Origin of the sequence: Streptosporangium sp. NPDC049078 (assembly GCF_040648855.1) — a bacterium.
Taxonomy (GTDB): Bacteria; Actinomycetota; Actinomycetes; order Streptosporangiales; family Streptosporangiaceae; genus Streptosporangium.
Window position 1 is genome coordinate 1 of the sequence record NZ_JBEZEL010000004.1, and the last position, 24,573, is coordinate 24,573.

The window sequence follows — 24,573 nt, forward strand, 5'->3', positions numbered from 1 at the left end:
CCAACGCCACCAACGACGACGAACACGCCGTATCCACCGTCAACGCCGGCCCCCGCAACCCCAGCACATACGCGATCCGACCCGACGCCACACTGATGCTGCCTCCGGTGAGGAGGTAGCCGTCGGACGCGCCGCCGCCCTCGTGGAGGCGGGGGGTGTAGTCCGACGCGGTCGCGCCGATGAACACGCCCGTGTCGCTCTCCTTCAGCGACAGCGGATCGATGCCCGCCCGCTCCAACGCCTCCCACGCCACCTGCAACAACAGACGCTGCTGCGGATCGGTCGCCAACGCCTCCCTCGGACTCATCCCGAAGAAGGCCGCGTCGAACTCACCGGCACCGCTCAGGAAACCGCCCTGCCGGGTATAGGAGGTGCCGGGACGCTCGGGGTCGGGGTCGTAGAGGGCCTCCAGGTCCCAGCCGCGATCGGCGGGAAACTCCCCGATCGCGTCCGTCCCCGACGCCACCAGCTCCCACAAATCCTCGGGCGAGGCCACCCCACCGGGAAACCGGCACCCCATCCCCACGATCACCACCGGGTCGTCGCGGTGACCGGCGGTGGGGGCCGGCGCGTCCGGGGCGGTATCGGCGGTCAGGTGTCGGATCAGGGCGGCGGTGGTGGGGTAACCGAACAGGGTGGCCGCGGGCAGGTCGACCTCGAGGGCGGCACCGACCCTGTCGCGCAGCTCGACCATGCCCAGCGAGTCCAGGCCCAGGTCCTTGAAGGTGACGTCCTGGTCGACGCGGGCCGGATCCGAGAAGCCCAGCACCGCCGCCACCTCACCGAGGACGCGGCGCCCCACGTCGGCCTTCCCCGCGGAGAGAGCGGGAGCGGCGGGGGCGGGTCCCCTGCCGGGAACCGGGACCTCGGCGACAGCCGCCTCCCGGCCGGGAACGGCGTCCAGCCAGTGGTGCTCGCGCTGGAACGGATAGGTGGGCAGGGCGAGGCGGGGTCCGCCGGGCGGGAAGACCGCGTCCCAGTCCAGCGGCACACCGGCGGTGAACAGCCCGCCGACGGCGACCTCCACCTCGTCGTGCCTGCCGAGGACCGGCACGAACGCCGCTTTCCTGCCCTCCGCCTCCCGGCCGAGCCCGCTCAGGGTCGCCCCGGGTCCCGCCTCCACGAAGATCCCGGCACCCAGCTCGCGGAGCCGGGTGAGCCCGTCGGCGAAGCGCACCGGTCGGCGGGCGTGCTCCACCCAGTACTCCGGATCGGTGCTCTCGACGAGCTCACCGGTCACGGTGGACACGAACGGGATGCGGGATCCGCCGAACGAGATCCCGGCGAGCACCTCCCGGAAGTCGTCGAGCACCGGGTCCATCAGCGGGGAGTGGAACGCGTGGCTCACCGGGAGCCTGCGCGTGCGGTACCCCCGAGCGGTACCGAGCGCGGCGACCTCCTCCAGCGTGCGCGTCCCGCCCGCGACGACCACGGACTCCGGGCCGTTGACGGCGGCGATCACCGCGGTTCCGCCGGCCAGGGCGAGCAGCTCCGCGGCGTCCGCCTCCCCCGCGCTCACGGCGAGCATGCCGCCGCCCGCGGGCAGCGACTCCATGAGCCGGCCTCTGGCGACGATCAGTTCCGCGGCGGAGGGCAGGTCGAGGATGCCCGAGACGTGTGCGGCGGCCACCTCCCCGATGGAGTGACCGGCCACGAAGGACGGTTCGACACCCAGGGAGGCGAGCAGGCGGAAGGTCGCCACCTCGACCGCGAAGATCGCGGGCTGGGTGAAGGCGGTCCGGTCGAGCAGCCGGGCCTCGGCGCTGCCGGGCTCTGCCCAGACGACGTCCTTGATCGGGCGTGACAGCCGATCGTCCAGGGCGGCGGCCACCTCGTCGAACGCCGACCGCCAGACGGGAAAGTCCCGGTGTGCCCGGCGTCCCATGCCGAGCCGCTGGCTGCCCTGCCCGGGGAACAGCACCGCGACCGGCGCGCTCCCTGCCCGTCCCGTCACGACCCCGGCCGCGGGACGGCCGTCGGCCAGCGCCTCCAGCCCGGCCGGCGCGTCACCGGTGACGGCGGCGCGCCACTCGAACGCGGTCCGTGTGGTGGCGAGGCTCCGCGGCAGCCCCGGAGGGATCTCACCGTGTTCGGCGACGAGGTCTCGCAGCCGCGCCGCCTGCTCCCTCAGCGCGGGCTCGGTCCTGGCGCTGAGCACCAGGGGAGTCCGCGGCGCGCGGACGTCCGGCTCCCGAGAAGGTCCCGGCACCGTGGAATGTCCGTGCGGCGTGGAATGTCCGTGCGGCTCGGGCGCCTCGGCCACCACGATGTGACAGTTGGTCCCGCCCATGCCGAACGAGCTGACACCGGCGACGAGCCTCTCGTCCTGTCGGGGCCAGACGCCGCCCTGGTCGCGTACCGTCAGGCGCCAGGCGTCCAGATCGATGTCCGGGTTCGGCTCGGAGTAGTTGAGGCTCGCGGGCAGCCGGCGCTCGCTGACGCTGAGAACGGTCTTCAGCAGGCCGGCGATCCCGGCCGCGCCCTCCAGATGGCCGATGTTGGTCTTGACGGAGCCGACGTGCAGCACGGGGCCGCCGTCCCGGGCGAGGCCGAGGGCTCTGGCCTCCACCGGGTCCCCGACCCGCGTGCCGGTGCCGTGCAGTTCGACGTACTGCACGTCGGACGGTGACACCCCGGCCGCCGCCCACGCCTTCCCGATCACCTCGGCCTGCGCCCGCGCGCTCGGCACGGTGAGCCCGTCGGTCGCGCCGTCGTTGTTGACGGCGCTCCCGAGCAGCACCGCGTAGACGCGGTCGCCGTCCTCGACCGCCGCGTCCAGCGGCTTGAGCAGCACCAGCCCGGCGCCCTCACCGCGAACGTAGCCGCCTGCCCGGCGGTCGAAGGTGTGGCAGCGCCCGTCAGGGGACAACCCGCCGAAGCGCGCGACCGCGGCGGTGCCGGCGGGGTCCACGATGAGATTCACGCCACCGGCGAGCGCGAGCCTGCTCTCGCCGCGCCGCAGGCTCTCGACGGCCAGGTGCACGGCGACCAGCGACGACGACTGGGCGGTGTCCACCGCGATGCTCGGCCCCCGCAGGCCGAGGGCGTAGGACACCCGGTTGGCGATGATGCCCCGGGTCGTTCCCGTGAGCGTGTGACGCCCGATCGCCGAGGCGCGTGACAGCGCGGCGTACTCGTCGGCGATGGAGCCGACGAAAACGCCGGTCGCGCTGTCGCGGAGCGTGGCGGGGACCAGCCCGGCGTCCTCCAGCACCTCCCAGGCCAGCTCCAGTACGAGCCGTTGCTGCGGGTCCATCGCGGCGGCCTCGCGCGGTGAGACCCCGAAGAACTCGGGATCGAACCCGGCGATGTCGTCGAGGTAGCCGCCGTAGCGGAGGCCCGGATTGCCCTGGGCGAGCTCGGCCGGGACCGCGGAGAGGCCCCGATGAGCGGGGATCTCCCGAACGGCACCGCGCCCCTCGTCGAGCAACCGCCAGAAAGCGCGCGGGTCCGATGCCCCGGGGAGACGGCACGCTGCTCCGATCACCGCGATCGGCCGGGACACCCGCTGGTCGTTGCTGCTCAACTGCTGCCTCACTCTCGCTCGTGACGGCATGACGGCAGGGCCGTGCGAGGCCGTGGGTGCGGTGTCGTACCGGTGTCGTGGGTTTGATGTCGTGGTGGGAGGTACGCGAGCTCAGTCCCGGCCGGTGAGCGCCAGCCACACCGTCTCCGCCACGTCCCGCGACCGCGGGGTCAGGTAGAAGTGGTCCCCGGGAAAGGCCCTGAGCCGGAACCCGCCGGAGGTGTTCTCGCGCCACCGCTCCACCTCGGCGACGGCCGCGAGCGGGTCACGGTCCCCGGTCAGCGCCACGATCGGGCAGCCGACCCGCGCGCCCGGTGCCGGGACGTACGCCCGCAGCGCGCGGTAGTCGCTGCGCAGCGCGGGAAGGACGAGGTCGCGCAGGGTCTCGTCCTCCAGCACCCGCCGGGAGGTCCCGCCGAGGCGCACGACCTCCTCGATCAGGGCGCGGTCGTCTCGCAGGATCCCCGGGTCGACCCGGGTCAGGGCCGGGGCGCGCCCGCCGGAGACGAAGAGCAGGTCGGGGACGGCGCCGAGGCCCTTTTCGCCGAGCAGTGCGGCCTCGAAGGCCACCAGGGCGCCCATGCTGTGCCCGAAGAAGGCGAGGGGCGCGGCCGGCCGCTCCTCGGCGATCACCGCGGCGATCCTGCGCGCGAGTTCCCGCAGGTCCTCGACGGCCGGTTCACCGCGCCGGTCCAGGCGGCCCGGGTACTGGACGACGAGCACGCGCACCGCCGGTGAGAGCTCCTGGGCCAACTGGGTGAAGAAGGCGGCCGACCCACCGGCGTGGGGGAACACCACCACGCAGGGGGCGTCGGCGTCGGCCGGGGCGAACTGCCGCAGCCAGTCGCTCCTCGCCGCCGTTCCCGTCGCGGTCATCGGCCCGTCCCCGCGCGGGCCGCCTCAAGGGCGGCGCCGAGCGCCGCCGTGACCCGGGGGTCGGCGTCGGGCCGCATCTCCTGTATCGCGAGCAGGCTCCACGCCCGGGTCTCCGCCAGGTGCGACGGGGCGCCGTGCACGTCGGAGTGCTCGATCAGCCTCAGGTCGCGCACGGAGCGTTTGAGCCGCTCGGTGTCGCCAGGCGGGATTATCTCGTCCCTGGTCGCGGTCACGGTGGCGAACGGGACCTCCAGGTCGCGCAGGCTCTCGTCGTCGAGCGCCCAGTCCCGGATGCGCGCGAACACCGCCTGGGGCGGCACACCCACCAGATGCGCCAGGGTGTCCCTGGTGATCGTCGGCACCCGCGCCTGCCAGGCGGTGTCGGTGAAGAAGTCGTGGATCGGCGTTCCGTTGCCGACCAGGCCGCGGATCCGCCGATCGCGCAGCGCGGCGGTGAGCGCCAGATGACCGCCGAAGCTCAGCGCGAGCAGATACGTCTCGGACACCTTCGCCCGCCCGGCCAGGGCGTCCAGTATCGCGGTGAACAGCCGCCAGCCGTCCGGACCGTAGCGCAGGGGGTTCTCGCCGACGCCGGGGAGTTCGGCCACGACCCCGGCCATCCCGAAGGCCGCGATCTGCGGCAGCACCGGGGCCCACTGCTCCTTGGGGCTCACGATGCCGCCGGTCATCACCAGCAGCGGGCGCGGCTCCTCGGCGGACAGGCCCGTGGCCCACACCTTGACGGGCAGCCCATCGACCTCGACGGTGACCGCTTCGATCCCCGGCCACTCCCGCCGCCAGCGTTCGAACGCCTCGACGCAGCGCGCGAGCGCCCGCTTGCGGCCCGGGCCGTCGACGAACGGGAACCGTCCCAGGTTGTAGTACTGGCAGGCCGCCAGCGTCTCACCCGCGGCCTCCGCCTCCTCCCCCGCTCGGATCCACTCATACGGCCACGAGCCCGGCTCGTCACCGCTGTCGGAGCTGATCCGCTCCAGGGGGCTCGCGTAGTGGCCGGTGGGCAGGTTCTGGGAGATCGCGTGCGCCACCACGAACCGTTTGAGCTCGGCCAGGTCGTTCATTCGGCGTATCCCTCCAGCGCGTCCTTGATCTCGGTGAGTACGTCGGCGCCCTCCGCTCCGTCGATCACGCGGTGGTCGAACGCCATGGAGAGCCGCATGACCGGGGCGATCACGATCTCGCCGTCCCTGACGACCGGGCGGTCGGCGATCCGGCCGACCCCCAGGGTGATCGTGGTGCCGCCGACGGAGTGGAAACCGTCGACCGCCCGGTGGCCGAGCGAGGTGACGCTGAACGTCCCGGTGACGGCGGGGCGCCGCTCCAGCAGTCCCGCGGCCTCCCGGAACCGGTCGAGCGCCACCTGCCAGGGAAGCAGCCGCAGGGCCCGGATACCGGCGAACTCCTCTGCGGTGTCGGGATCGGCCTCGATCGCCCGGTCCAGGTGCGCCTGGACGTCGGCGAGGCTCGCGTTCTCCAGGCGGGGGATCACCGTCGCCAGCACGACCCTGCGGCCGTCCAGCGTCTTGTCGAGGGTGACCTTGGCGGCGACGGTGTCGTACGTGGCGACGACCGGGTCCAGGCGGCCCTGGATCGCCGTGTTCGCCTCGGGGTGCTTGCGCAGCACGCCCGCGGCCGCGTGCACGACGTAGGAGACCACCGAGCGGCGCTCCCCCGCTCGCCGCGCCCGCTCGCGTCCCGCGACGATCGCCGTCGCGTCGATCTCGGTGTCGAGGAAGACCGGCGAGAAGTCACGGATCTGGTCGAGGAAGAACAGGGTGTGGCGGCGCTGGTCGGCGAAAGGCTGCTCGGTCAACGGTTCACCACCTCGTAGATCGATTCGAGGTTCGCCGCCTCCAGGAAGTCCGGGAGCGACAACGGCTTTCCCAGGTGCTTCTCCAGCAGGACGAGCATCGCCAGGAGCCGTACCGAATCCCAGCCGGGAAGATCGTCGAAGGCCCGCCCCAGGTTCTCCGCGCCGACGTCGAGCCCGATCTCGTCCTGGAGCAGGTCCACGAACTCCGCCCGCGAGATCCCGGCCGTCATCGGTCACGCTCCAGCGCGAGGCCCGCTCTGATCCACTTGCTCGACTCGATCGCCACCGCGACCGCGCGCGACGGTGTCGCCATCTCCGGCAGCAGGCGGTCGAGCTGGAAGAACAGCAGGGCGTTGCCGTTGTTGCCGGTCTCGCCGACGCAGGAGATCTCCTTGGCCGACGAGAAGTCAAGCCGCTTGGCGATCTTGTCGGTCATGGTGACGGACAGCTGGGGAGGCAGCAGATAGTCGACCTGGTCCCGCTCCCAGCCGAGGTCGTCCAGGAGTTCTTCTGCGACCTCCTCGGCCAGGACGGGCACGAGCTTCTCGATGGCCTTGTAGTCCTCACTCGCCGGCGCCTCGGCGGTGTCGCGGTCCGCCAGGCCGTACCACCGCAGGGTCTGGCCGGGGGCGCGGTCCAGGCCCGACAGCCTGGTGAGCACAGAGCGGACCACCGGCGCCTGGGGGTGGTCCTCGGTGCTGAGCACCGCGGCTCCGGCTCCGTCACCGAACAGCAGGTAGTTGACGACCTCGTCGGGCGGCAACGCGGCCAGGTCGGCCTTGAGGTCGTAGTGCTTGGCGATGACGTCCCCGCCGATCACCAGCGCGGTCCGGTACCGGCCACTGCCCAGCAGCGCGGCCGCCACGTCGAAGGTCTGCACGGCCCCCGAGCAGCCCGACTGGAGCTGGAAGGTCGGCACGCCGTCGATACGCAGCCGGTCGGCGATCACGTTCACGGTGGTCGGCATCAGCGTGTCCGGGGTGGCGGTACCGAGCACCACCACGTCGATCTCCGCGGCGGAGATCCCCGCTCGGTCGAGGGCCTGAACCGCCGCGCGCTCGCCGAGATCGGCCAGGTCGTGGTGGCGCTCGCCCGATTTCAGGTCGATCGCGAGGTGCCGGGTCCGTGTGCCAATGAAGGTGTCGACCCACTGCCGCCAGAGGTCGTCCATCCCGAAGCGCTCGGCCAGTGCGGCGGTGTCGACGGGGGGCCCGGGAAGGGCCGTCCCCACGGACAGAACTCGTATCGGGCTTTCCCCCATGCTGCTCCTCCATCGAGCCGTGTCCGCGTCACGCGTGTCGTCGCCGGGCGGTCCGGTACTCCCGAGGTGGCGTCGCGGATCCCACGTCGGCCTTCCTCGTCGGAACGCTAATGACGCCTGCTAAAGCAGCACTAAGCGAGTGATGAACCGCCCCGCCGGACGGAGACGCCGGACGACGGACGCCTGCGCTCGGTCGCGATCGGCGTCACAGGGAGGCCAGGGAGAAGTAGGCCTCCTCCTCCTGGTCGAAGTGCAGCAGGAGGACCGCGTGCAGGCCGTACAGGCAGGCGCACAGGTCGTCGAGTTGCTCGGGGCGCACCCCGCCGTCCTCGGCGAGGGCGAGGTGACGCCCCAGCCGGCGCACGAGCCGTTCGATCTCCGCGTGTGCCCTGCTCATGGTCATCGTGGCCTCGGGTCCGCCGAGAACGCGTCCCATCGCCGGGTAGAGCCGTCGTTCCTCGGCCCGTTCGTGCGGGAGCAGGCGTTCGGTGAGGAAGGTGTGGACCTCCCGCAGCCGGCCGAGGGCCTCCATCGGGGAGGTGCCGGCCAGCTCGTCGGCGGTCTCCCGGATCAGTTCCAGAGGCGGCCTCAGCGAGGAGTGCTCCATCTTGAAGCGGCGCAGCAGGGACTCGGTGCCTGCGTCGACCACCGTGCGGGTTCCCCGGGCGGGACGCAGGGCCCGCAGCGCGTTGAGGATCACCGCCACGTCGATGACCTCCTGGAGCAGGGCACCGGAGGCGGGTGGCAGCGCTCCGGCCGCCGCCACGGCCATGGCCAGCAACGAGAGGGCCATCCCCGCGCTCGCGCTCTGCACGGCGATGCGGCGGGAGCGACGGGCGACGTCCATGGCGTCGGCGAGCCGGTCCAGGCGGTCGGCGGTGAGCACCACGTCGGCCGCCTGGGTGGAGGCGGCCGAGCCGCGGGCGCCCATCGCGACCCCGATGTCGGCGGCGGCCAGCGCGGGGGCGTCGTTGACGCCGTCGCCCACCATCACGCTCACCGCCCTGGCCGTCTCCTGCCGTACGGCCCGCACCTTGGCCTCGGGGCTCTGCTCGGCCAAGACCCGGTCGACGCCGAGCACCGTGCCCACGCTCTCGGCGACCTCGGCCCGGTCCCCGGTGAGCATGATCACCCGCTCGATGCCGGCGGTGCGCAGCCGCCGCAGGGTCCGTGCCGCGTCCGCCCGTACGGCGTCGCGGAGCAGGATCACGCCCGCCGTCTCGCCGTCCACGGTCACCCAGACCGTGATGGCCCCGTCCAGCGCGGCCCGCGCCCGCTGGGCCCGCTCCCACCCCGGGGAGTCCGCGGCAGGGGATGCCGTCGCCTTGCCGACCGCTGTCCGGCGGCCCTCCACCACCCCCTCGGTACCGATTCCGGGCCGCTCCAGAACCTCGGTCGGCCTCGGAAGCTCGGCCCGGTGGGTGCGGGCGGCCTCGACGATCGCGGCGGCCAGGACGTGGGAGGACATCTGATCCACCGCCGCCGCCCAGCGCAGCACGTCGTCGGCGCGGACGCCGGGCGCGGCCACGACGTCGACGACCTGGGGGCGTCCCGCGGTGAGCGTTCCGGTCTTGTCCACGATGAGGGTGCGTGCCTGTCCCAGCCTTTCCAGCGCCGCCCCGCCCTTCACCACCACGCCGTGCCGCGCCGTACGCGACAGTCCTGAGGCGATGGCCGCCGGTGCGGCGAGCAGCAGCGGGCAGGGGGTGGCCACGACCAGTACGGCCACAGCCCGTACCGGCTGGCCGGACAGCAGCCAGGCGGCTCCCGCCAGCAGGAGCGTGAGGGGCAGGAACCAGGCGGCGAACCGGTCGGCGAGCCGTACGACGGGGGCGCTGTCGGCCTGCGCCTGCCGGGCCAGCCGCACCACCCCCGCGTAGGTGCTCTCGGCCGCGCTGCGGCTCGCCCACAGGTCGAAGGCGGGGCCGGCGTTCACGACGCCGCTGCGCGCGCTCTCCCCCGTGGCGCGCCTCACCGGGACCGACTCTCCCGTCAGGGCCGACTCGTCCAGCAGTGCCGCGTCCTTCGCGATCACGCCGTCGACGGGGACCGTCTCACCGTGCGGGATCAGCAGCAGGTCGCCGGGCCGCACCTGATCGACCTCCACGAGGGCGGCCACCCCGTCCCGGTAGCGCCGGGCCGATTGGGGCGCTCGTTCGTACAGCGCGGTCAGGTCCCGGCGGGCCCGGCGTGAGGCGTAGTCCTCCAGTGCCCTGCCGGTGGCGAGCATCACGCCGATCAGGGCTCCGGCGAGATACTCCCGCACGGCGAGCGCTCCGGCCAGGGCGAGTACGGCGATGGCGTCCACGCCCAGCCGGCCGCCACGCAGTGCCGCCACCACCCATCCCGCCGCGGGCACCAGGGCGACGCAGGTGACCGCCGCCCACAGCAGATCACCGGCGGCGCCCGCGCCGGCGAGGTGAAGTACGGCTCCGGCCAGGAGCCCGCACGCGGTCACCGCGAGGAAGACGACCATGCCAAGGCGTCTCGTCATCCGCGCCTCCCGCGGGTAGCCGTCCCGGCCCGGGGACGGAGGTCTGCTTCGGTCAGGGCTCCGGGACCGCGGACGGACGTCGGCGACGGGAGCCGATGCGCGGCGTCCGGCTCATCCCGAGGGGACGTGGGACGGCATCACCGGGACCAGGCGGAACATCCCCGTCATCAGCTCCGGCGGCTCCGGTTGCTCGGTGATGCGGCCGGCCACGGCTCGCAGCACGTCGGTGGAGGTCATCATCCCCGCCAGCTTGTGGCCTTTACCCATGACCCCGATCGCGTCGACGCCGGCGTCGATCATCGCGGCGACGGCGTCGGCCAGAGGCGTGTCGGGTGTGGTGTGCGGGCGGCGTCGGTCGGCCAGCAACGCGTGGACCGGCACGCGTGACTGTTCGATCGGGCCGCCTGACCAGTGGGCGGTGAGGTCCTCGCGGGTCAGGATCCCGCGCAGGCAACCATGCCTGTCGACGACCGGCAGGTGATGGACCCCCGCTCGCTGCATGATCTCCCAGGCCATGAGCGGGGACTCCCCGAGGTCGACGGCGACCAGTGTCCGGCTCATCACCTGCGCCACCGTGAGGTTACCGGTGTCCATCACGCCTCCCCTCGGGCCTGGACGACGGCGACGGGGCAGCGGGCGTGGTGCAGGACTCCGTGACTGACCGAGCCCAGCAGGGCCGAACCGGCCCTGCCCAGTCCCCGGGAACCGACGACGACCAGGTCGGCGGTGGCCGAGGCCTCGCAGATGACGCCGACCGGATGCCCGCAGACGAGTGTCTGTTCGACCTCGACCCGCGGGTACTTCTCCCGCCAGGCGGTGAGCGTGTCCGTGCAGAGGTTCTGTTGGGCGGCGAGGATGTCCTCGACCAGCGGGGTGTAGACGAGGGCGCCCGGTCCCACCACGGGCATCTGCCAGGTGTGGATCGCCCGTAGCCCGGCGCCGCGGCGGGCGGCCTCCTCGAAGGCGTACTCCAGCGCCACCGCCGAGTGGTCGGAGCCGTCGAAGCCCACGACGATGCGGCCGTAGGTCCGCTCGGGGACGGCCCTGACGACCACGACGGGGGCGGCGGCATGCCCGGCGAGGGCCAGCGAGACCGATCCGAGCAGCAGCCCGGTGAATCCGCCCAGCCCTCGGCTGCCCAGCACGACCTGCTCGGCGTCCTCGGCCTCCCGCCGCAGGACCTCGATCACCGGGCCCGTCCCCAGCAGGGTGTCCACCTCCAGGTGCGGGGCGCGCTCCCGGGCGAGTGCGGCCGCGCGTTCCAGCGTCTGGAGGCCGTACTCGGCGACGGAGTCACGAAAACCCGGAGGGGTCTGCAGCGGGATGTCACCGGGCCACGCCTCGCACGCATAAACGATCTTCAAGGCGCATCCGCGCCGGACCGCGTCGTCGGCGGCCCATTCGACCGCGACGTCCGAGGGAGATGAGCCGTCCACGCCCACCACTGTGTGCGCTGCCATGTCGACCTCCTTGGGTTCTGCTTCCATTCGACCGGTCGGCGGCGTTTCGCGCAGTGGGCCAAAGGCCCGTCCGTCAGGGACTTCCGACCCGCCGCGCGAAACGTCGCCTGCCCGTCGCCCGCGGGTCCGATCATCGGGCCGGCCGCTCTCGCGGCCCGCTTTCGCCGGACGAGGTCTCCTCGTGCCGGGCCACCGGGATCAGCATCACCGGGACGCGGGCGCCGGCCAGGGTTTCGCGTACGGTCCGCGCCCTTCCCTCGTCGAGGTGCTGTGACCATCCCAGCGCGATGAGATCCACGTGTTCGGCCGCCGCCACGCTCACCACCTGCTCTCCGGCGACTCCGCTGCGCAGCTCCAGGCGCACCCCGGGACACGCGCAGTGACGGGCCAGGAACTCCTGCTCCCACGCCTGCCTGGCGTGTGCGGCCTGATCCCAGAAGCGGGGAACGGTCACCTCGTCGAAGACGTGCAGGACCACCAGATCGACGCCGGTGCGGGTGAACAGCCGCGCGGTCTCGATGACGGCCGCCGCGGCCTCGAAGGATCCGTCCAGCGGCAGGAGCACCCGGGAGATGACGTGGTGAGGTGTCAGCGGCGTCCCTCGCGCCACCGGTGTCACCGGAGTCGTCGGAGGCACCACAGGCGCCGGTGAGGGAGGCAGCAGGACGACCGGCTTGGTGCAGCGGCGTACGACCCACCAGGACATGACCCCGGGCGGGGCGCCGTCGGCGAGGACGCCGAGAAGCGTGCTCGTCCGCTCCAGTTCGCGGAGCACCGTCGCCGCGGTCTCCCGTGCCCCGGAGCCGGGGGCGAGGTGGATCTCTCGAATGCCCGTGCGGAGAATTTCCGCCACCGCCCGGGCGACGCCGGTCACGGCCGCGGCCTCATCCTCGTCGCCGCCGTCGTCGACCACGGCCAGCACATCCGCCATGTTCACTTCGTCCACTCCTCTCCCTTTTCTCCGCGTCATCGGCCCAGCGGCAGGCGGGCGGAGCCGATCACCTCCCGCGGGTCGCCCGCGCCCAGCCGCACCCGCAGCGCCCCGTCGGTCCGCACGTCGACCGCCTCCGGGGTGATGTCCAGCCGCACCCGGCGGCCCAGGCACAGAAATCGCACGCCCAGGCTTCCCCACGACGCGGGAAGCCGGGGATCCACGCACAGGATCCCTCCGCGTACCCTCGCTCCCGCGAAGCCGGTGAGCAGCGCCTGCCACACACCCCCGAACGTGGCCATGTGCAGGCCGGTGGCCGTGGTCCCGGTGAGGTCGTCCAGATCCAGGACCAGCGCGGTGCGCAGCAGGTCGAGCGCCTCCTCCGGGCGGCCCGCTCTGGCCAGCAGGCAGGCGGTGATCGCCGGTGAGAGCGACGAGCCATGGGCGGTACGGGGACCGTAGAAGTCGAGGTTCGCCTCCAGCGAGCCCTCCTCGGCCTCCTCGGGCACCAGGTGGTGGAGCATGAGGACATCGGGCTGTTTGATGATCTGGGTGGCGGCGAGCCGTTCGTGACCGAGCAGCAGGTCGGCGGCGACCGGCGGGACGGCGATTCCCTCCATCGTGAGCGGCTCCAGCCGGAAATATCCAGCGAACTGCTCATATCTTCCCGAGGTGGGATCGTAGCCGTCCACCAGGCGGTCGGCGAGCGCGCGCCACCGGCAGCCCTCCTCGCAGTCCGGGGCGACGAGATCGGCCGCCTGCCGCAGGTTCCACCGGGCCATCACGTTGGTGAACGCGTTGTCCGTCACCGCCTCGTGGTACTCGTCCGGCCCGATCACCTCCCCGATGTGGGCCCGCCCCTCCCCGTCCACCCGGCAGCGCGACGCCCAGTAGCGGGCGGTCTCGATCACGAGAGGGCGCGCGGGTCCGGCCAGGAAGGCGCCGTCGCCGCTCCAGCGCGCGTAGTGGGCGGCGGCCCAGGCGACGTCGGCGGTGATGTGCTCCTCCATCCGCCCGGTGAGGATGGCGAGGGGCTCGCCGCCCAGACACCCTCGGGCGGGGGTCACCTCCTCTCCGGTGGCGGCGGACTCCCAGGGAAAGCGCGCGCCGGAAAGGCCCAGGGCCGCGGCGCGGGCCCGCGCCGCGGCCAGGCGGCGGATCCGGTAGACGACCATCGCCCTGGCCGCGGCCGGATGAACGCTCGCGAGGGCGGGCAGGACGAACACGTCGGCGTCCCAGAAGACATGACCGGCGTAGCCGCCACCGGACAGCCCTCGCGCGCCGACGGCCAGTTCCTCACCGCGCCCGGCGACGCTCCACAGGTGGAACAGCGCGAACCGGACGGCGAGCTGCGCCTGGGGATCATCGGGGATGCGGACGTCCACGGCCTCCCAGCGTGCCGCCCACGCCGCCCGCTGCTCGGCGAGCAGCCGGTCGAAGCCGAGCTCCCTGGCCGCCTCCAGCGCCGCGACGGCGTCGCGCGGCACCGGCCGGCGAGCGGGGTCGGCCGTGTAGGCGACGATCCGCTCCAGGGTGCGTACCTCGCCGTCGCGGCCCGTACGCTGCGTCGCCACGGCGGCCATGCCCGCGTGGTCGGCGGTGGCGCGCGACCAGGTGTGGCCGTCGAGCCGGCCCTCGGTGACCTGGCCCTCCGAGGGCGATCGCAGGGCGGGCCCCGCCCGCAGCCGCCCGGCGCCCGCCTCGGCGCGCATCGCCACCACCCCCGGCCGGCTCACGCACGCGAACCGCAGCGTCCGTACCGGACAGGTGTGGCCGATCTCCTCCCGGACCAGCACGCCGGCGCGCAGGTCGAGCACGCGCAGGTCCTCCTCGAGAGGCGGGCGCAGGACGAGCCCGGTCCACTGGGGACCCGGCAGCAGGTGCTGCCCCGATCCGGTCCCGGTGTAGATCCCCTCGGCGAGCACCAGCGGAACCGATCCGGGGGCGTCCTCCTCCACCGATCCCCGGGTGGCGAAACCTCCGGCGCCGAGGGTGAAGAGCGTCTCGGTCACCCGGTGCCGCGACGGATCGGTGCCCGTCTCGCGGATCGTCCACGCAGGATCGTCGTCCACCCGGGGAACCCGCCCGTCGCGAGCCCCGTGCGGCACCCCGTGCGGCATCTCGGTGGCGCACCGGTCGAACGCCACCGCCTCGAAGGTACGATCACGCCGTCGGCGGTCCGGGTCGTCCATCGGCCCCCATATCGCCTCGCGCCGACGCCGGGAGCGGCGACGGCGGCCCCCACAGGCTCTCGCGCTCCCCTCCGTCGCGGCAGAGCCTTCCGCCCCGGCCGGAAAGGACTTTCGTCCCGGCAAGGCTCGCCGTCGGCGGGTGTCCGACCCTCTCCCCGGGTTTCCTGGGGAGAGACCTCAGGTCTCAGGCCCCTGGCCAGGCGTCCCACCGGTGACTCGGGCCGTCCGGCCACGCCGTGAAGGACTTTCGGCTCTGCTCACGAGCCCCAGGCACTCCATAACGTGGAAATTTAGAAATATGCGGGGGTTTGTCATGAAAATGACTGTTCAGGATGTCATGAGCACCGGAGTCACCACGGTGCGGGAGAACACCGCGTTCCGCGAGGTCGCCGAGATCCTCATCGCCACCGACGTCGGCGGGGTACCGGTGGTGGACGAGGACGACCGCGTACTCGGCGTCGTCTCCGAGGCCGACCTGCTGCGCAAGGAGGAGTTCAAACAGCGTTACCACTGCGAGCACTACCGGCCGCCGCTTCGCGCGTGGCTGCGTCACCGGATGAGCGGCGAGAGCGGCCTGCGGAGGAAGGCCGCGGGTGAGACCGCCGGCGAGCTGATGAGCCGCCCCGCCGTCGTCATCACCGCCGACTCCCCCGTGCTGCTCGCCGCTCGCGTGATGGACCTGCACGGGGTGAGACGACTGCCGGTCGTACGCGCCGACGGCAGGCTGGCCGGCATCGTCAGCCGCCGGGACCTGATCAAGGTCTTCGTCCGCAGCGACGACGAGATCGGGCGCCGCATCCGCGAGGACCTCGTCGTCCACGAGCTGGGCATGGATCCCACGGGCGTCGGGATCGAGGTCCGAGGCGGCCTCGTGCGGCTCTCCGGCCAGGTGGACGAGCACAGCCAGGCCGTCACCCTCGCGCAGAAGGCACGAAACCTCGACGGGGTCGTCAAGGTGACCGACGAGCTCACCTGGCGCCAGGACGACGTCGTACCACTCTCGATCATCTGGGGCGGGGCCTGACCGCGCCATCCGCCGATCGCGAGGTTCGCGAACCGGCGCCTCACCGTACGGCGATTCCCGCCAGGGCGTGGAGCCCTCGTACGGCAGCATGACAACAGCGGGGACCGGGGGGGAACGGCTCATGAGCACCGTTGTGACAGATTCGCTGGAAGCACTCATCGCCGAGCTGCGCTCGCGCGACTTCACCGTGGTCGGTCCCACGGCACGGGACGGAGCCATCCGGTTCGCCGAACTCTCCTGCTCAGCGCAGCTGCCCGCCGGGCGCGGCGACGAGCAGCGCCCCGGCCACTACCGGCTCACCGAGCGGGACGACGAGCTGGTGTTCGGCTTCGCCGCGAGCCCCGACTCGGCCAAACGCTACACCCAGCCGCCCCGGCAGAGACTGTCTCGGACCTGCGGCGAGACGATGGAGGAGATCGAGGAACCGGCGCCCCGGATCGCCCTGCTGGGCGTACGCTCCTGTGACCTGGCCGCGATAGCGGTCCAGGACCGGGTCTTCCTCGGCGGCAGGCACCCCGATCCGGCCTACCGCAGGCGTCGTGAGGCGCTGTTCCTGGTCGCGGTGAACTGCGCGGTGCCCGGCGGCACCTGTTTCTGCGTCTCCATGGGCACCGGACCGAAGGCCACCGGCGGGTTCGACCTGGCGCTCACCGAGCTGAGCGGCCCGCACCGGTTCCTGGTCGAGACGGGAAGCGAGCAGGGCTCGCAGATCGCCGCGGCGCTTCCGCACCGGCCCTGCACCGACGACGACCTCGCCGCCGCGGCGGAGGTCTCACGGCTGGCCGCCACCCGGATGGGCCGTCAGGTGGACACCACGGACATCCAGCAACGCCTGGCCGCGGCCCACGACTCCCCGCGCTGGGCCGAGGTCGCCTCCCGCTGCCTGGCCTGCACCAACTGCACGATGGCCTGCCCCACCTGCTTCTGCACCACGGTCGAGGACTCCACCGACCTCACCGGCACCGTCGCGGAGCGGACGGAACTGTGGGACTCCTGCTTCACCCTGGACTTCTCCGAGGTCGGCGGATCCCCCGTACGCGCCTCGGGACCGGCCCGCTACCGGCAGTGGCTGACGCACAAGTTCTCCACCTGGTACGACCAGTTCGGCATGTCCGGTTGCGTGGGCTGCGGCAGGTGCATCACCTGGTGCCCGACCGGTATCGACGTCACCGAGGAGCTGGGATGCATCCTATGACGCCGGTGCCCTACCGCGTCCGGTCGCGCCGCCCGGACCGGGCCGACACGGTGACCCTGACGCTGAGGCCGGTCCAGGGCGACTGCCTGCCGTTCCTGCCCGGCCAGTTCACCATGCTGTACGCCCCCGGGGTCGGGGAGATACCGATCTCGATCAGCGGCCGCGCCCGCTCCGGCGGATACGTGCAGACGATCCGCGCGGTGGGCGCGGTCAGCGCGGCGCTGTGCCGGATGCGCCCCGGTGACGTCGTGGGGGTCCGCGGCCCGTACGGCACGTCGTGGGACCTGCCGGCGGCGGCCGGGCTGGACGTGGTCGTGGCGGCCGGCGGCCTCGGCCTCGCCCCGCTGAGACCGGTGGTCCGCGAGCTGGCCGCCCACGCCTCCCGGTACGGGCGGGTCAGCCTGATCGTCGGCACCCGCACCCCCGCGACCCTGATGTATCCCGGTGAGCTGGCCCGCTGGCGGGACGAGCACGACATCGACGTCAAGATCATCGTGGATCATCCCGACCACGCCTGGAAGGGGCCGGTGGGACTGGTCACCCGGCTGATCGACCGGATCGTCTTCGAGCCTCGCCGCACCTTCGCCTTCGTGTGCGGCCCCGAACTCATGATGCGCGAGACCGCGGATCGGCTGGTACGGCGGGGGGTGCCCGCCGGGCGGGTGGCGTTGTCGGTGGAGCGCGACATGAAGTGCGGGGTCGGCCGCTGCGGTCACTGCCAGCTCGGCCCGCTGCTCACCTGCCTGGACGGTCCCGTACTGAGCTACGAGCGGGCGGCCGGGCTGCTCGCGGTGCCGGAGCTGTGATGGCCGGGCCCGCGCCCCGGCGCCCGCGGCTGGCGGTGTGGAAGTTCGCCTCCTGCGACGGCTGCCAGCTCACCTTGCTGGACTGCGAGGACGAGTTGCTCTCGGTCGCCGCCGAGCTGGACATCGCCTACTTCCTGGAGGCCTCGAGCGCGATCGGGCGCGGACCGTACGACCTGTCGCTCGTCGAGGGGTCGATCACCACCCCGGACGATCTTCGCCGTATCCGGCACGTACGCCGCGTCTCCAAGCGCCTGGTGACGATCGGCGCCTGCGCGACGGCGGGAGGCATCCAGGCGTTGCGCGACTTCGCCGACGTCGAGGAGTTCCTCTCCGTCGTCTACGCCCGGCCCGACTACATCGCCACCCTGGAGCGTTCCACCGCGATCTCCGCCCACGTGCCGGTGGACTTCGAACTGCGCGGCTGCCCCATCGACAAGCGGCAGCTGCTGGAGGTCATCTCGGCGTTCCTGGCCGGGCGCCGCCCCTTCGTGCCCGGCCACAGCGTCTGCGTCGAGTGCAAGGCCCGGGGCAACGTCTGCGTCCTGGTCGCCCACGGCACCCCCTGCCTGGGTCCGGTCACCCAGGCAGGTTGCGGAGCGCTCTGCCCGGCGTTCAACCGGGGCTGTTACGGCTGCTTCGGCCCGATGGAGAGCCCCAACGCCCGGGCGCTCAACGCGCGGCTGCGAGAGCTCGGCATGAGCACCCCCGAGCTGGTGCGCGTCTACCGGACGTTCAACGCCACCGAGGAACCGTTCCTTCAGGCAGCCGAGGAGGCCGTCGATGACGCATAGGTCGCTCAGGATCAGCGGGCTGGCCCGGGTGGAAGGCGAGGGCTCGCTGCTGGTGCGCGCCCGCGACGGCCGCGTCACCGACGTGGAGCTGAACATCTACGAGCCGCCCCGCTTCTTCGAGGCCCTGCTGCGCGGAAGGGCGCACACCGAACCTCCCGACATCACCGCCCGCATCTGCGGCATCTGCCCGGTGGCCTACCAGATGAGCGCCTGCCAGGCGATCGAGGCGGCCTGCGGGGCGGAGGTGGCCGGGCCGCTGCGGGACCTGCGGCTGCTGATGTACTACGGCGAGTGGATCGAGTCGCACACCCTGCACATCTACCTGCTGCACGCCCCCGACTTCCTCGGCTACGACAGCGGGGTGGCGATGGCGGCCGACCACCGCCACGCCGTGGAGCGGGGGCTCGCGCTGAAGAAGACCGGCAACGAACTGGTCGCCGCCCTCGGGGGCCGGGCCATCCACCCGGTCAACGTGCGGGTGGGCGGCTTCTACCGGGTGCCCGCCCGCGCCGAGCTCGCACCGCTCGCCGAACGGCTGCGCCGGGCCCGTGACGCGGCGCTGGAGACGGTGGGCTGGGTGGCCGGCTTCGACTTTCCCGACGTGGAACACGACTACCGCTTCCTGGCCCTGCGCCATCCGGCCGAGTACGCCATCCTGTCCGGCTCGGTCGCGGTGAGCGACGGCACCGAGTTCGCGGCGGCCGACTGGCCCGCCCACGTCGTGGAGGAACAGGTGCCGCACTCCACCGCCCTGCACGCGCGGCTCGACGGAGAGGCCGGCTACCTGGTGGGCGCCCTGGCCCGATACGCCCTCAACGCCCACCTGCTCTCCCCCCTGGCCCGCTCGGCCGCCTCCGACGCCGGGCTCGGCCCCGTCTGCCGCAACCCTTTCCGCAGCATCGTGGTCCGCGCGGTGGAGGTCCTGCACGCCTGCGAGGAGGCGCTGCGGATCATCGAGGACTACACCGAGCCGGACGCGCCGGCCGTCGCGGTCGAACCACGCCCGGGGGTCGGCGGCGGCGTCTCCGAGGCCCCGCGCGGCACGCTCTACCACCGCTACCGGATCGACGGCGCCGGGTTGATCACCGATGCCGACATCGTGCCTCCGACCTCGCAGAACCAGGCCCGCATCGAGATGGATCTGCGTCATCTCATCGAGCCACGCCTCGGCCTGCCACAGCAGGAGTTGTCGGCGCTGTGTGAGCGCGCGGTACGCAACCACGACCCGTGCATCTCCTGCTCGACCCACTTCCTGCGCCTGCACCTGGACCGGTGAGGCCGGTCCGCACCCGGGAGGACCCATGCGCGACCGCGTCGCCGCCACCGCCACCGGCACCGGCACCGGCACCGATCCCGACGCCGATGTCGTCATCGTCGGGATCGGCAACGAGTTCCGGGGAGACGACGCCGCGGGGCTGTTGACGGCCCGGCTGCTGCGCGGCACGCTCCCGGCGCGGGTCACCGTGCTGGAGAACGCGGGCGACCCCGCCGAGCTGATCGAGGCGTGGACCGGCGCCCGGCTCGCGATCGTGATCGACACGGTGGTCTCCGGCGCGCCCCCGGGCACGACCGGCCGCCGTGCCCTCCTCGGCTCCGCGCCGCGCGCCCGAGGCGACCGCTGGACGCCACCCGTCGTCCGGCACGGCAGTTCACACGCCCTGGGCATCGCCGACGCGCTCGCGCTCGGCCGTGTCCTCGGCCGCCTGCCTCGGGAGCTCGTGCTCCACACCGTCGAGGGCGCCGACTTCGGGCTCGGCGCCCCGGTGACGCCCGCCGTCGGGCTCGCCGTCGAACGGCTCGCCGAGACAGTGGCCAAGACGGTGGTCGAGCTCGTCCGCTCGGAGCCGGCACGGCCCCGTTGAACCGGATCACGGATGTTTCACGGACTCGGCGGACGCGACGGGCTCCGGGGTGCTGAACCGGCTCGCCCGGCGGTGGACGCGGTGACCGGGAGGGCGCGGGCGGGTGGGAGGTGCGGCGGGCACGGTGCGGTAGAACCACTGTTTGCCGAACTCGATGAGAACCAGATAGACGATCACCATGGCGGCCAGCGCGAGGAAGAACAGGGCGGGCAGGGGCTGGAAGCCGAGCGCGCCGGCGAACGGGGTGGACGGCAGCAGGGCACCGACACCGACGACGCCGAGGGCTGCCAGCAGCAGGGGCAGGCTGGGATGGCTGCGCAGGAACGGGACGCGGCGGGTACGGATGGCGAAGATCACCAAGGTCTGGGTGGCGAGGGACTCGACGAACCAGCCGCTGCGAAACAGCGGCGGCCCGGCGTGGAAGACCCCCAGCATGATGACGAAGGTCGCGACGTCGAACAGGGAACTGATCGGGCCGAAGAACAGCATGAAACGGCGGATCAGCCGGACGTTCCAGTGGGAGGGGCGGGCCAGCTGCTCGGGGTCGGCGTTGTCGGTGGGGATCGCGAGCTGGCTGCTGTCGTACAGGAGGTTGTTGAGCAGGATCTGCGAGGGCAGCATCGGCAGGAAGCCCAGCGCCAGCGAGGCGCCGGCGGCGCTGAACATGTTGCCGAAGTTGCTGGAGGTGCCCATCAGGACGTATTTCATGGTGTTGGCGAAGATCCGGCGCCCCTGCACGACACCGTCGGCCAGGATGGCGAGATCCTTTTCCAGCAGGATCACGTCGGCGGCGTCCTTGGCGACGTCGGTGGCCGAGTCGACCGAGATGCCCACGTCGGCGGCGTGCAGGGCGACGGCGTCGTTGACGCCGTCGCCGAGGAAGGCCACGTCCAGGCCGCTGCCGCGCTGCAGGCGCACGATGCGGGCCTTGTGTTCCGGGCTGACGCGGGCGAACACGGTGGTCCGGCCGATCAGCTCGGCCAGCCGGGGGTCGTCCGCGGCCTCGACGTCGGCTCCGGTGAGCACCCGCGCCGCGGGCAGGCCGAGGTCGGCGCAGAGTTTCGCGGCCACGGCGGGGTTGTCGCCGGTGAGGACCTTGACGGTGACGCCGAGTTCGGCCAGGCGGCGCAGCGCCTCGCGGGCGCCGTCCTTGGGCGGGTCGAGGAACACCAGCAGGCCGCGGAAGACCAGATCGCGCTCGTCGGCAGCCGTGATCGTGGCGGCGCCGGAGACCTCCGAAGCGGTCACGTCCGCAGTGGTCACGTCTCGGGTGGCGACGGCGACCACCCGGTTACCCGCGGCGAACTCGGCCTCCAGGGCCGCGGACGCCCGGGCGGGGACGTCGGCGCACCGGGCCAGGACGGCCTCCGGCGCGCCTTTGCTGATGATCAGGCGGTGGCCGTCGTCACGTTCGACCAGAACCGAGACCATCCGCCGCTCGTGGTCGAAGGGCAGCAGGGCGAGGCGCCGGTAGCGGCCCAGCCGCCCGTGCAGGGCGGCGGCGTCGGGTGAGTCCCACAGGGCGAGGTCCAGCGCGTTGCCGCCCACCGCCCGCTCCCGCCCGGCGCCCGGATCGACGGTGGCCTCGCCGCACAGCAGGCCGAGCTCCAGCGGTTCCCGCGCGGCCTGCCCGTCCGCGTCCAGGGCTCGCGTGAAGGTGATACGGCCCTCGGTGAGGGTTCCCGTCTTGTCGGTGAAGAGCACCTCGACGTTGCCCAGGTCCTCGATGCACACCAGGCGCTTGACGAGCACCTTGTGCCGGGCGAGCCGCCGGCTGCCGGCGGCCAGACTGGTCGAGACGACGGCCGGGAGCAGTTGCGGGGAGATGCCCACCGCGATGGCCAGGGAGAACAGCAGCGCGTCGAAGATCGGCCGATGCAGGATCACGTTGACGATGAAGATCGTGGTGGTGAGCACGGCGGCGATGCGCACCAGCAGCAGGGAGAAGCGGCGCAGCCCGGTCTGGAACTCGGTCTCGGGGTGGCGTTCACCGAGCGCGAGCGCGATCCTGCCGAACTCGGCGCGGCCGCCGGTGGCCACCACGACGCCGGTGCCCAGGCCCCCGTGCACGACGGTGCCCATCAGCGCGCCACAGGTCAGATCCGCCAGGGCCGTACCCGCGGCGACCGGTTCGGTGGCCTTGGCCACCGGCAGCGACTCCCCCGTCAGCGCCGACTCCTCGCACTCCAGGTCGCTCACCGACAGCAGTCGCAGGTCGGCCGGCACGATCTCGCCCAGCCGCAGTTCGACGACGTCGCCGGGAACCAGGGCGGTCACCGCCACCGTGCCGGGGCGGCCGTCGCGCCAGACCACGCAGCGATGCTCGATCTGGGAGTGCAGGGCCTCGGCGGCCCTCTCCGCGCGGTACTCGTTGACGAAGCCCAGCCCGACCGAGGCCGTGAGGATCACCCCGATGATCAGCGCGTCCTTCGGCTCGCCGAGAAAGGCGGAGGCGAGCGCGGTCACCGCCAGCAGGATCAGCAGCGGTGAGCGCAGCTGGCGGGCCAGCACCACCGGCCACCGTGCCCGGTGCGAGCGCACGGCGTTGGGTCCCAGCGCCGCCAGCCGATCGCGCGCCCGCTCCGTCGTCAGTCCCTCGCGCCCGCTGCCCAGCCGGGCCAGCACCTCCTCGGCCGGCAGCGCCGCCGCGTCGGCGACGTCCAGCCGGGCCGTGCCGCCCAGGCGGGCCGTCGCAACCATCATCGGCTCCCTAATACCTCGCGCCCTGGTCCTGTTCAGATCCTGGGCGCTCGCGCCGCCGCCGCGTTAGAGGCCAAGGTCCCTCAGGCATCCGGGCCGGGGCACGCCGAGCGGCACGGCTCGCCCCGGCGAGGTGGCTGCGACGACTCTCAGCTCACCGCTGGTCCGAAGTGGCGGGCGAACCACTCCTGCGCCAGAGCCGCGACGCTCTCGAGCGTTCCAGGCTCTTCGAACAGGTGACCGGCGCCGGGGACGATCCGGAGCAGGTTCTCGCAACGCAACCGTTCCTGTGCCGCCCTGTTGAGGTCGATCACCGCCTCGTCGCGGCCTCCCACGATCAGCAGGGTCGCCGCCCGCACCGCCGGAAGTCGCGGACCGGCCAGATCGGGCCGCCCACCCCGGGAGACGACGGCGGCGACCTCGCAGCCCGGCTCCGCCGCCGCCCACAGCGCGGCCGCGGCTCCGGTGCTCGCCCCGAAATAACCGATCGGGACGCCCGCCACCTCAGGCCGATCCCCCAGCCAGCCGGTGACCCGGACGAGTCTTTCCGCCAGCAACCCGATGTCGAACACGTTGCCCCGGTCGAACTCCTCCTCGGGTGTGAGCAGGTCGAACAGCAGCGTCGCCAGGCCCGCCCGGTTGAACGTCGAGGCCACGTACCGGTTGCGCGGGCTGTGGCGGCTGCTGCCGCTGCCGTGCACGAACACGACCACCCCCGCGCTGCTCTCGGGAACGACGAGCCTGCCGGGCAGCCGGACCTCGCCGGCGTCCACCCAGACCTCCTCGGCGGGGCCGGGAGGATCGTCTCCCCGTGCGTGCTCCTCACCCCTGCCGCCCCAGGCTTCGGCCCGCCGCAGCAACTCGATCACCTCCTCGTCGCTGCCCTGGGAGAAATCGAGGTACCAGGCACCGATCGCGTAGAAGGCGTGCGGTGTTCGCAGGCAGACCACCTCGTCGGCGACCTCACGCAGGCTCTCGATCGTTCCCGGCGCTCCGACCGGAACCGCCAGCACCACTCGGGAGGCCCCGCGCGCCCGAGCCACCTGGCAGGCGGCACGAGCCGTTCCGCCGGTGGCGACACCGTCGTCCACCACGATCACCGTACGGCCCGTCAGATCCAGCGGGGCGCGCTCACCGCGCAGGTGGCGCCCGCGGCGCAGGAGCTCCTCGCGCTCCCGCTCCTCCACCGCGGCCATCTCCTCCTCGGTCAGGTTCGCGCGCCACACGATGTCGCGATCGACGACGCGTACCCCGCCCTCCCCGAGGGCACCGAACCCGACCTCCGGCTGGAACGGCACCCCGAGCTTGCGGACGATGATCACATCCAGCGGAGCGCCGAGGGCCTTGGCCACCTCGAACGCCACCGGCACTCCCCCTCTGGGCAACCCCACGACGACTGTGTTTCCGGCGTTCCCGGCGTTCCCGGCGTTCTTGACGTCGACGAGCCCGCGCAGTCGCTCGGCCAGCCGCATCCCCGCCTCATGGCGATCGACGAACACCCCGTCCACCTCGCAATCTGCGACACCACGCCCCCGTTCACCGGCGTCGATGGAAAAATCACGTCGGCGGTAGGGCCGAAGGTCCCGATTCACCTCCCCGTATGCGGGAAACGTCCCCCTCTCAG

General features: G+C 72.7%; 19 protein-coding genes. 6 read left to right on the forward strand and 13 right to left on the reverse strand.

Annotated features, from left to right (window positions below; genetic code table 11):
* The 11 genes from AB0B90_RS07185 to AB0B90_RS07235 form a co-directional block, all read right to left on the reverse strand.
* A partial coding sequence (locus AB0B90_RS07185; RefSeq protein WP_362921355.1) for a beta-ketoacyl synthase N-terminal-like domain-containing protein occupies positions 1-3,526 on the reverse strand: 3,526 nt, incomplete at its 3' end.
* A 111-nt stretch (positions 3,527-3,637) separates the two neighbouring features.
* On the reverse strand, positions 3,638-4,402 hold the full coding sequence (locus AB0B90_RS07190) for an alpha/beta fold hydrolase (RefSeq protein WP_362921357.1): 765 nt from the start codon (positions 4,400-4,402) through the stop codon (positions 3,638-3,640).
* On the reverse strand, positions 4,399-5,481 hold the full coding sequence (locus AB0B90_RS07195; protein ID WP_350946118.1) for an alpha/beta hydrolase: 1,083 nt from the start codon (positions 5,479-5,481) through the stop codon (positions 4,399-4,401). Before AB0B90_RS07195 ends, AB0B90_RS07190 begins: the two co-directional genes overlap by 4 nt.
* Positions 5,478-6,233 carry a 2-oxo acid dehydrogenase subunit E2 gene (locus AB0B90_RS07200; RefSeq protein WP_350946119.1) on the reverse strand — a complete coding sequence of 252 codons (756 nt, stop codon included), beginning with the start codon at positions 6,231-6,233 and terminating at the stop codon, positions 5,478-5,480. Before AB0B90_RS07200 ends, AB0B90_RS07195 begins: the two co-directional genes overlap by 4 nt.
* Complete coding sequence (locus AB0B90_RS07205) at positions 6,230-6,463, reverse strand: acyl carrier protein (protein WP_350946120.1); 234 nt, start codon at positions 6,461-6,463, stop codon at positions 6,230-6,232. The genes AB0B90_RS07200 and AB0B90_RS07205 overlap by 4 nt, the downstream gene beginning before the upstream one ends.
* The gene (locus AB0B90_RS07210) at positions 6,460-7,494 is read right to left on the reverse strand and encodes a 3-oxoacyl-ACP synthase III family protein (protein ID WP_350946121.1); all 1,035 of its coding nucleotides are present in this window, start codon (positions 7,492-7,494) and stop codon (positions 6,460-6,462) included. The genes AB0B90_RS07205 and AB0B90_RS07210 overlap by 4 nt, the downstream gene beginning before the upstream one ends.
* Before the next feature lie 205 nt (positions 7,495-7,699).
* Complete coding sequence (locus tag AB0B90_RS07215; RefSeq protein ID WP_362921360.1) at positions 7,700-9,988, reverse strand: heavy metal translocating P-type ATPase; 2,289 nt, start codon at positions 9,986-9,988, stop codon at positions 7,700-7,702.
* A 111-nt stretch (positions 9,989-10,099) separates the two neighbouring features.
* On the reverse strand, positions 10,100-10,582 hold the full coding sequence (locus AB0B90_RS07220; RefSeq protein WP_350946123.1) for a CBS domain-containing protein: 483 nt from the start codon (positions 10,580-10,582) through the stop codon (positions 10,100-10,102).
* Positions 10,582-11,448 (reverse strand): universal stress protein, encoded by an 867-nt coding sequence (locus AB0B90_RS07225; RefSeq protein ID WP_350946124.1) that lies wholly within the window; start codon positions 11,446-11,448, stop codon positions 10,582-10,584. Before AB0B90_RS07225 ends, AB0B90_RS07220 begins: the two co-directional genes overlap by 1 nt.
* Positions 11,449-11,578: 130 nt before the next feature.
* Positions 11,579-12,379 carry a universal stress protein gene (locus AB0B90_RS07230; RefSeq protein ID WP_362921806.1) on the reverse strand — a complete coding sequence of 267 codons (801 nt, stop codon included), beginning with the start codon at positions 12,377-12,379 and terminating at the stop codon, positions 11,579-11,581.
* A gap of 35 nt (positions 12,380-12,414) precedes the next feature.
* Positions 12,415-14,571 (reverse strand): glycosyl hydrolase family 65 protein, encoded by a 2,157-nt coding sequence (locus AB0B90_RS07235; RefSeq protein ID WP_362921363.1) that lies wholly within the window; start codon positions 14,569-14,571, stop codon positions 12,415-12,417.
* A 337-nt stretch (positions 14,572-14,908) separates the two neighbouring features.
* Between AB0B90_RS07235 and AB0B90_RS07240 the strand changes: the two genes are divergently transcribed.
* The 6 genes from AB0B90_RS07240 (at position 14,909) to AB0B90_RS07265 (ending at position 20,249) form a co-directional block, all read left to right on the forward strand.
* Positions 14,909-15,595, forward strand: a complete 687-nt coding sequence (locus AB0B90_RS07240) for a CBS domain-containing protein (protein WP_350946126.1) — start codon at positions 14,909-14,911, stop codon at positions 15,593-15,595.
* Positions 15,596-15,716: 121 nt separating this feature from the next.
* Positions 15,717-16,790 (forward strand): 4Fe-4S dicluster domain-containing protein, encoded by a 1,074-nt coding sequence (locus tag AB0B90_RS07245; RefSeq protein ID WP_362921365.1) that lies wholly within the window; start codon positions 15,717-15,719, stop codon positions 16,788-16,790.
* Complete coding sequence (locus AB0B90_RS07250) at positions 16,778-17,596, forward strand: FAD/NAD(P)-binding protein (protein WP_362921367.1); 819 nt, start codon at positions 16,778-16,780, stop codon at positions 17,594-17,596. The genes AB0B90_RS07245 and AB0B90_RS07250 overlap by 13 nt, the downstream gene beginning before the upstream one ends.
* Positions 17,596-18,387 carry an oxidoreductase gene (locus AB0B90_RS07255; RefSeq protein ID WP_350946129.1) on the forward strand — a complete coding sequence of 264 codons (792 nt, stop codon included), beginning with the start codon at positions 17,596-17,598 and terminating at the stop codon, positions 18,385-18,387. Before AB0B90_RS07250 ends, AB0B90_RS07255 begins: the two co-directional genes overlap by 1 nt.
* The gene (locus AB0B90_RS07260; protein WP_362921369.1) at positions 18,377-19,663 is read left to right on the forward strand and encodes a Ni/Fe hydrogenase subunit alpha; all 1,287 of its coding nucleotides are present in this window, start codon (positions 18,377-18,379) and stop codon (positions 19,661-19,663) included. Before AB0B90_RS07255 ends, AB0B90_RS07260 begins: the two co-directional genes overlap by 11 nt.
* 25 nt (positions 19,664-19,688) lie before the next feature.
* Positions 19,689-20,249 carry a hydrogenase maturation protease gene (locus tag AB0B90_RS07265; RefSeq protein WP_362921371.1) on the forward strand — a complete coding sequence of 187 codons (561 nt, stop codon included), beginning with the start codon at positions 19,689-19,691 and terminating at the stop codon, positions 20,247-20,249.
* A gap of 6 nt (positions 20,250-20,255) precedes the next feature.
* Here AB0B90_RS07265 and mgtA read toward each other — a convergent pair whose 3' ends face one another.
* Together mgtA and AB0B90_RS07275 are read right to left on the reverse strand one after the other, a co-directional pair.
* A complete protein-coding gene (gene mgtA, locus AB0B90_RS07270; RefSeq protein ID WP_362921373.1) occupies positions 20,256-22,949 on the reverse strand; it encodes a magnesium-translocating P-type ATPase in 2,694 nt (897 codons plus the stop codon).
* A gap of 149 nt (positions 22,950-23,098) precedes the next feature.
* The gene (locus tag AB0B90_RS07275; protein WP_362921375.1) at positions 23,099-24,448 is read right to left on the reverse strand and encodes a phosphoribosyltransferase family protein; all 1,350 of its coding nucleotides are present in this window, start codon (positions 24,446-24,448) and stop codon (positions 23,099-23,101) included.
* Positions 24,449-24,573 lie beyond the last annotated feature (125 nt).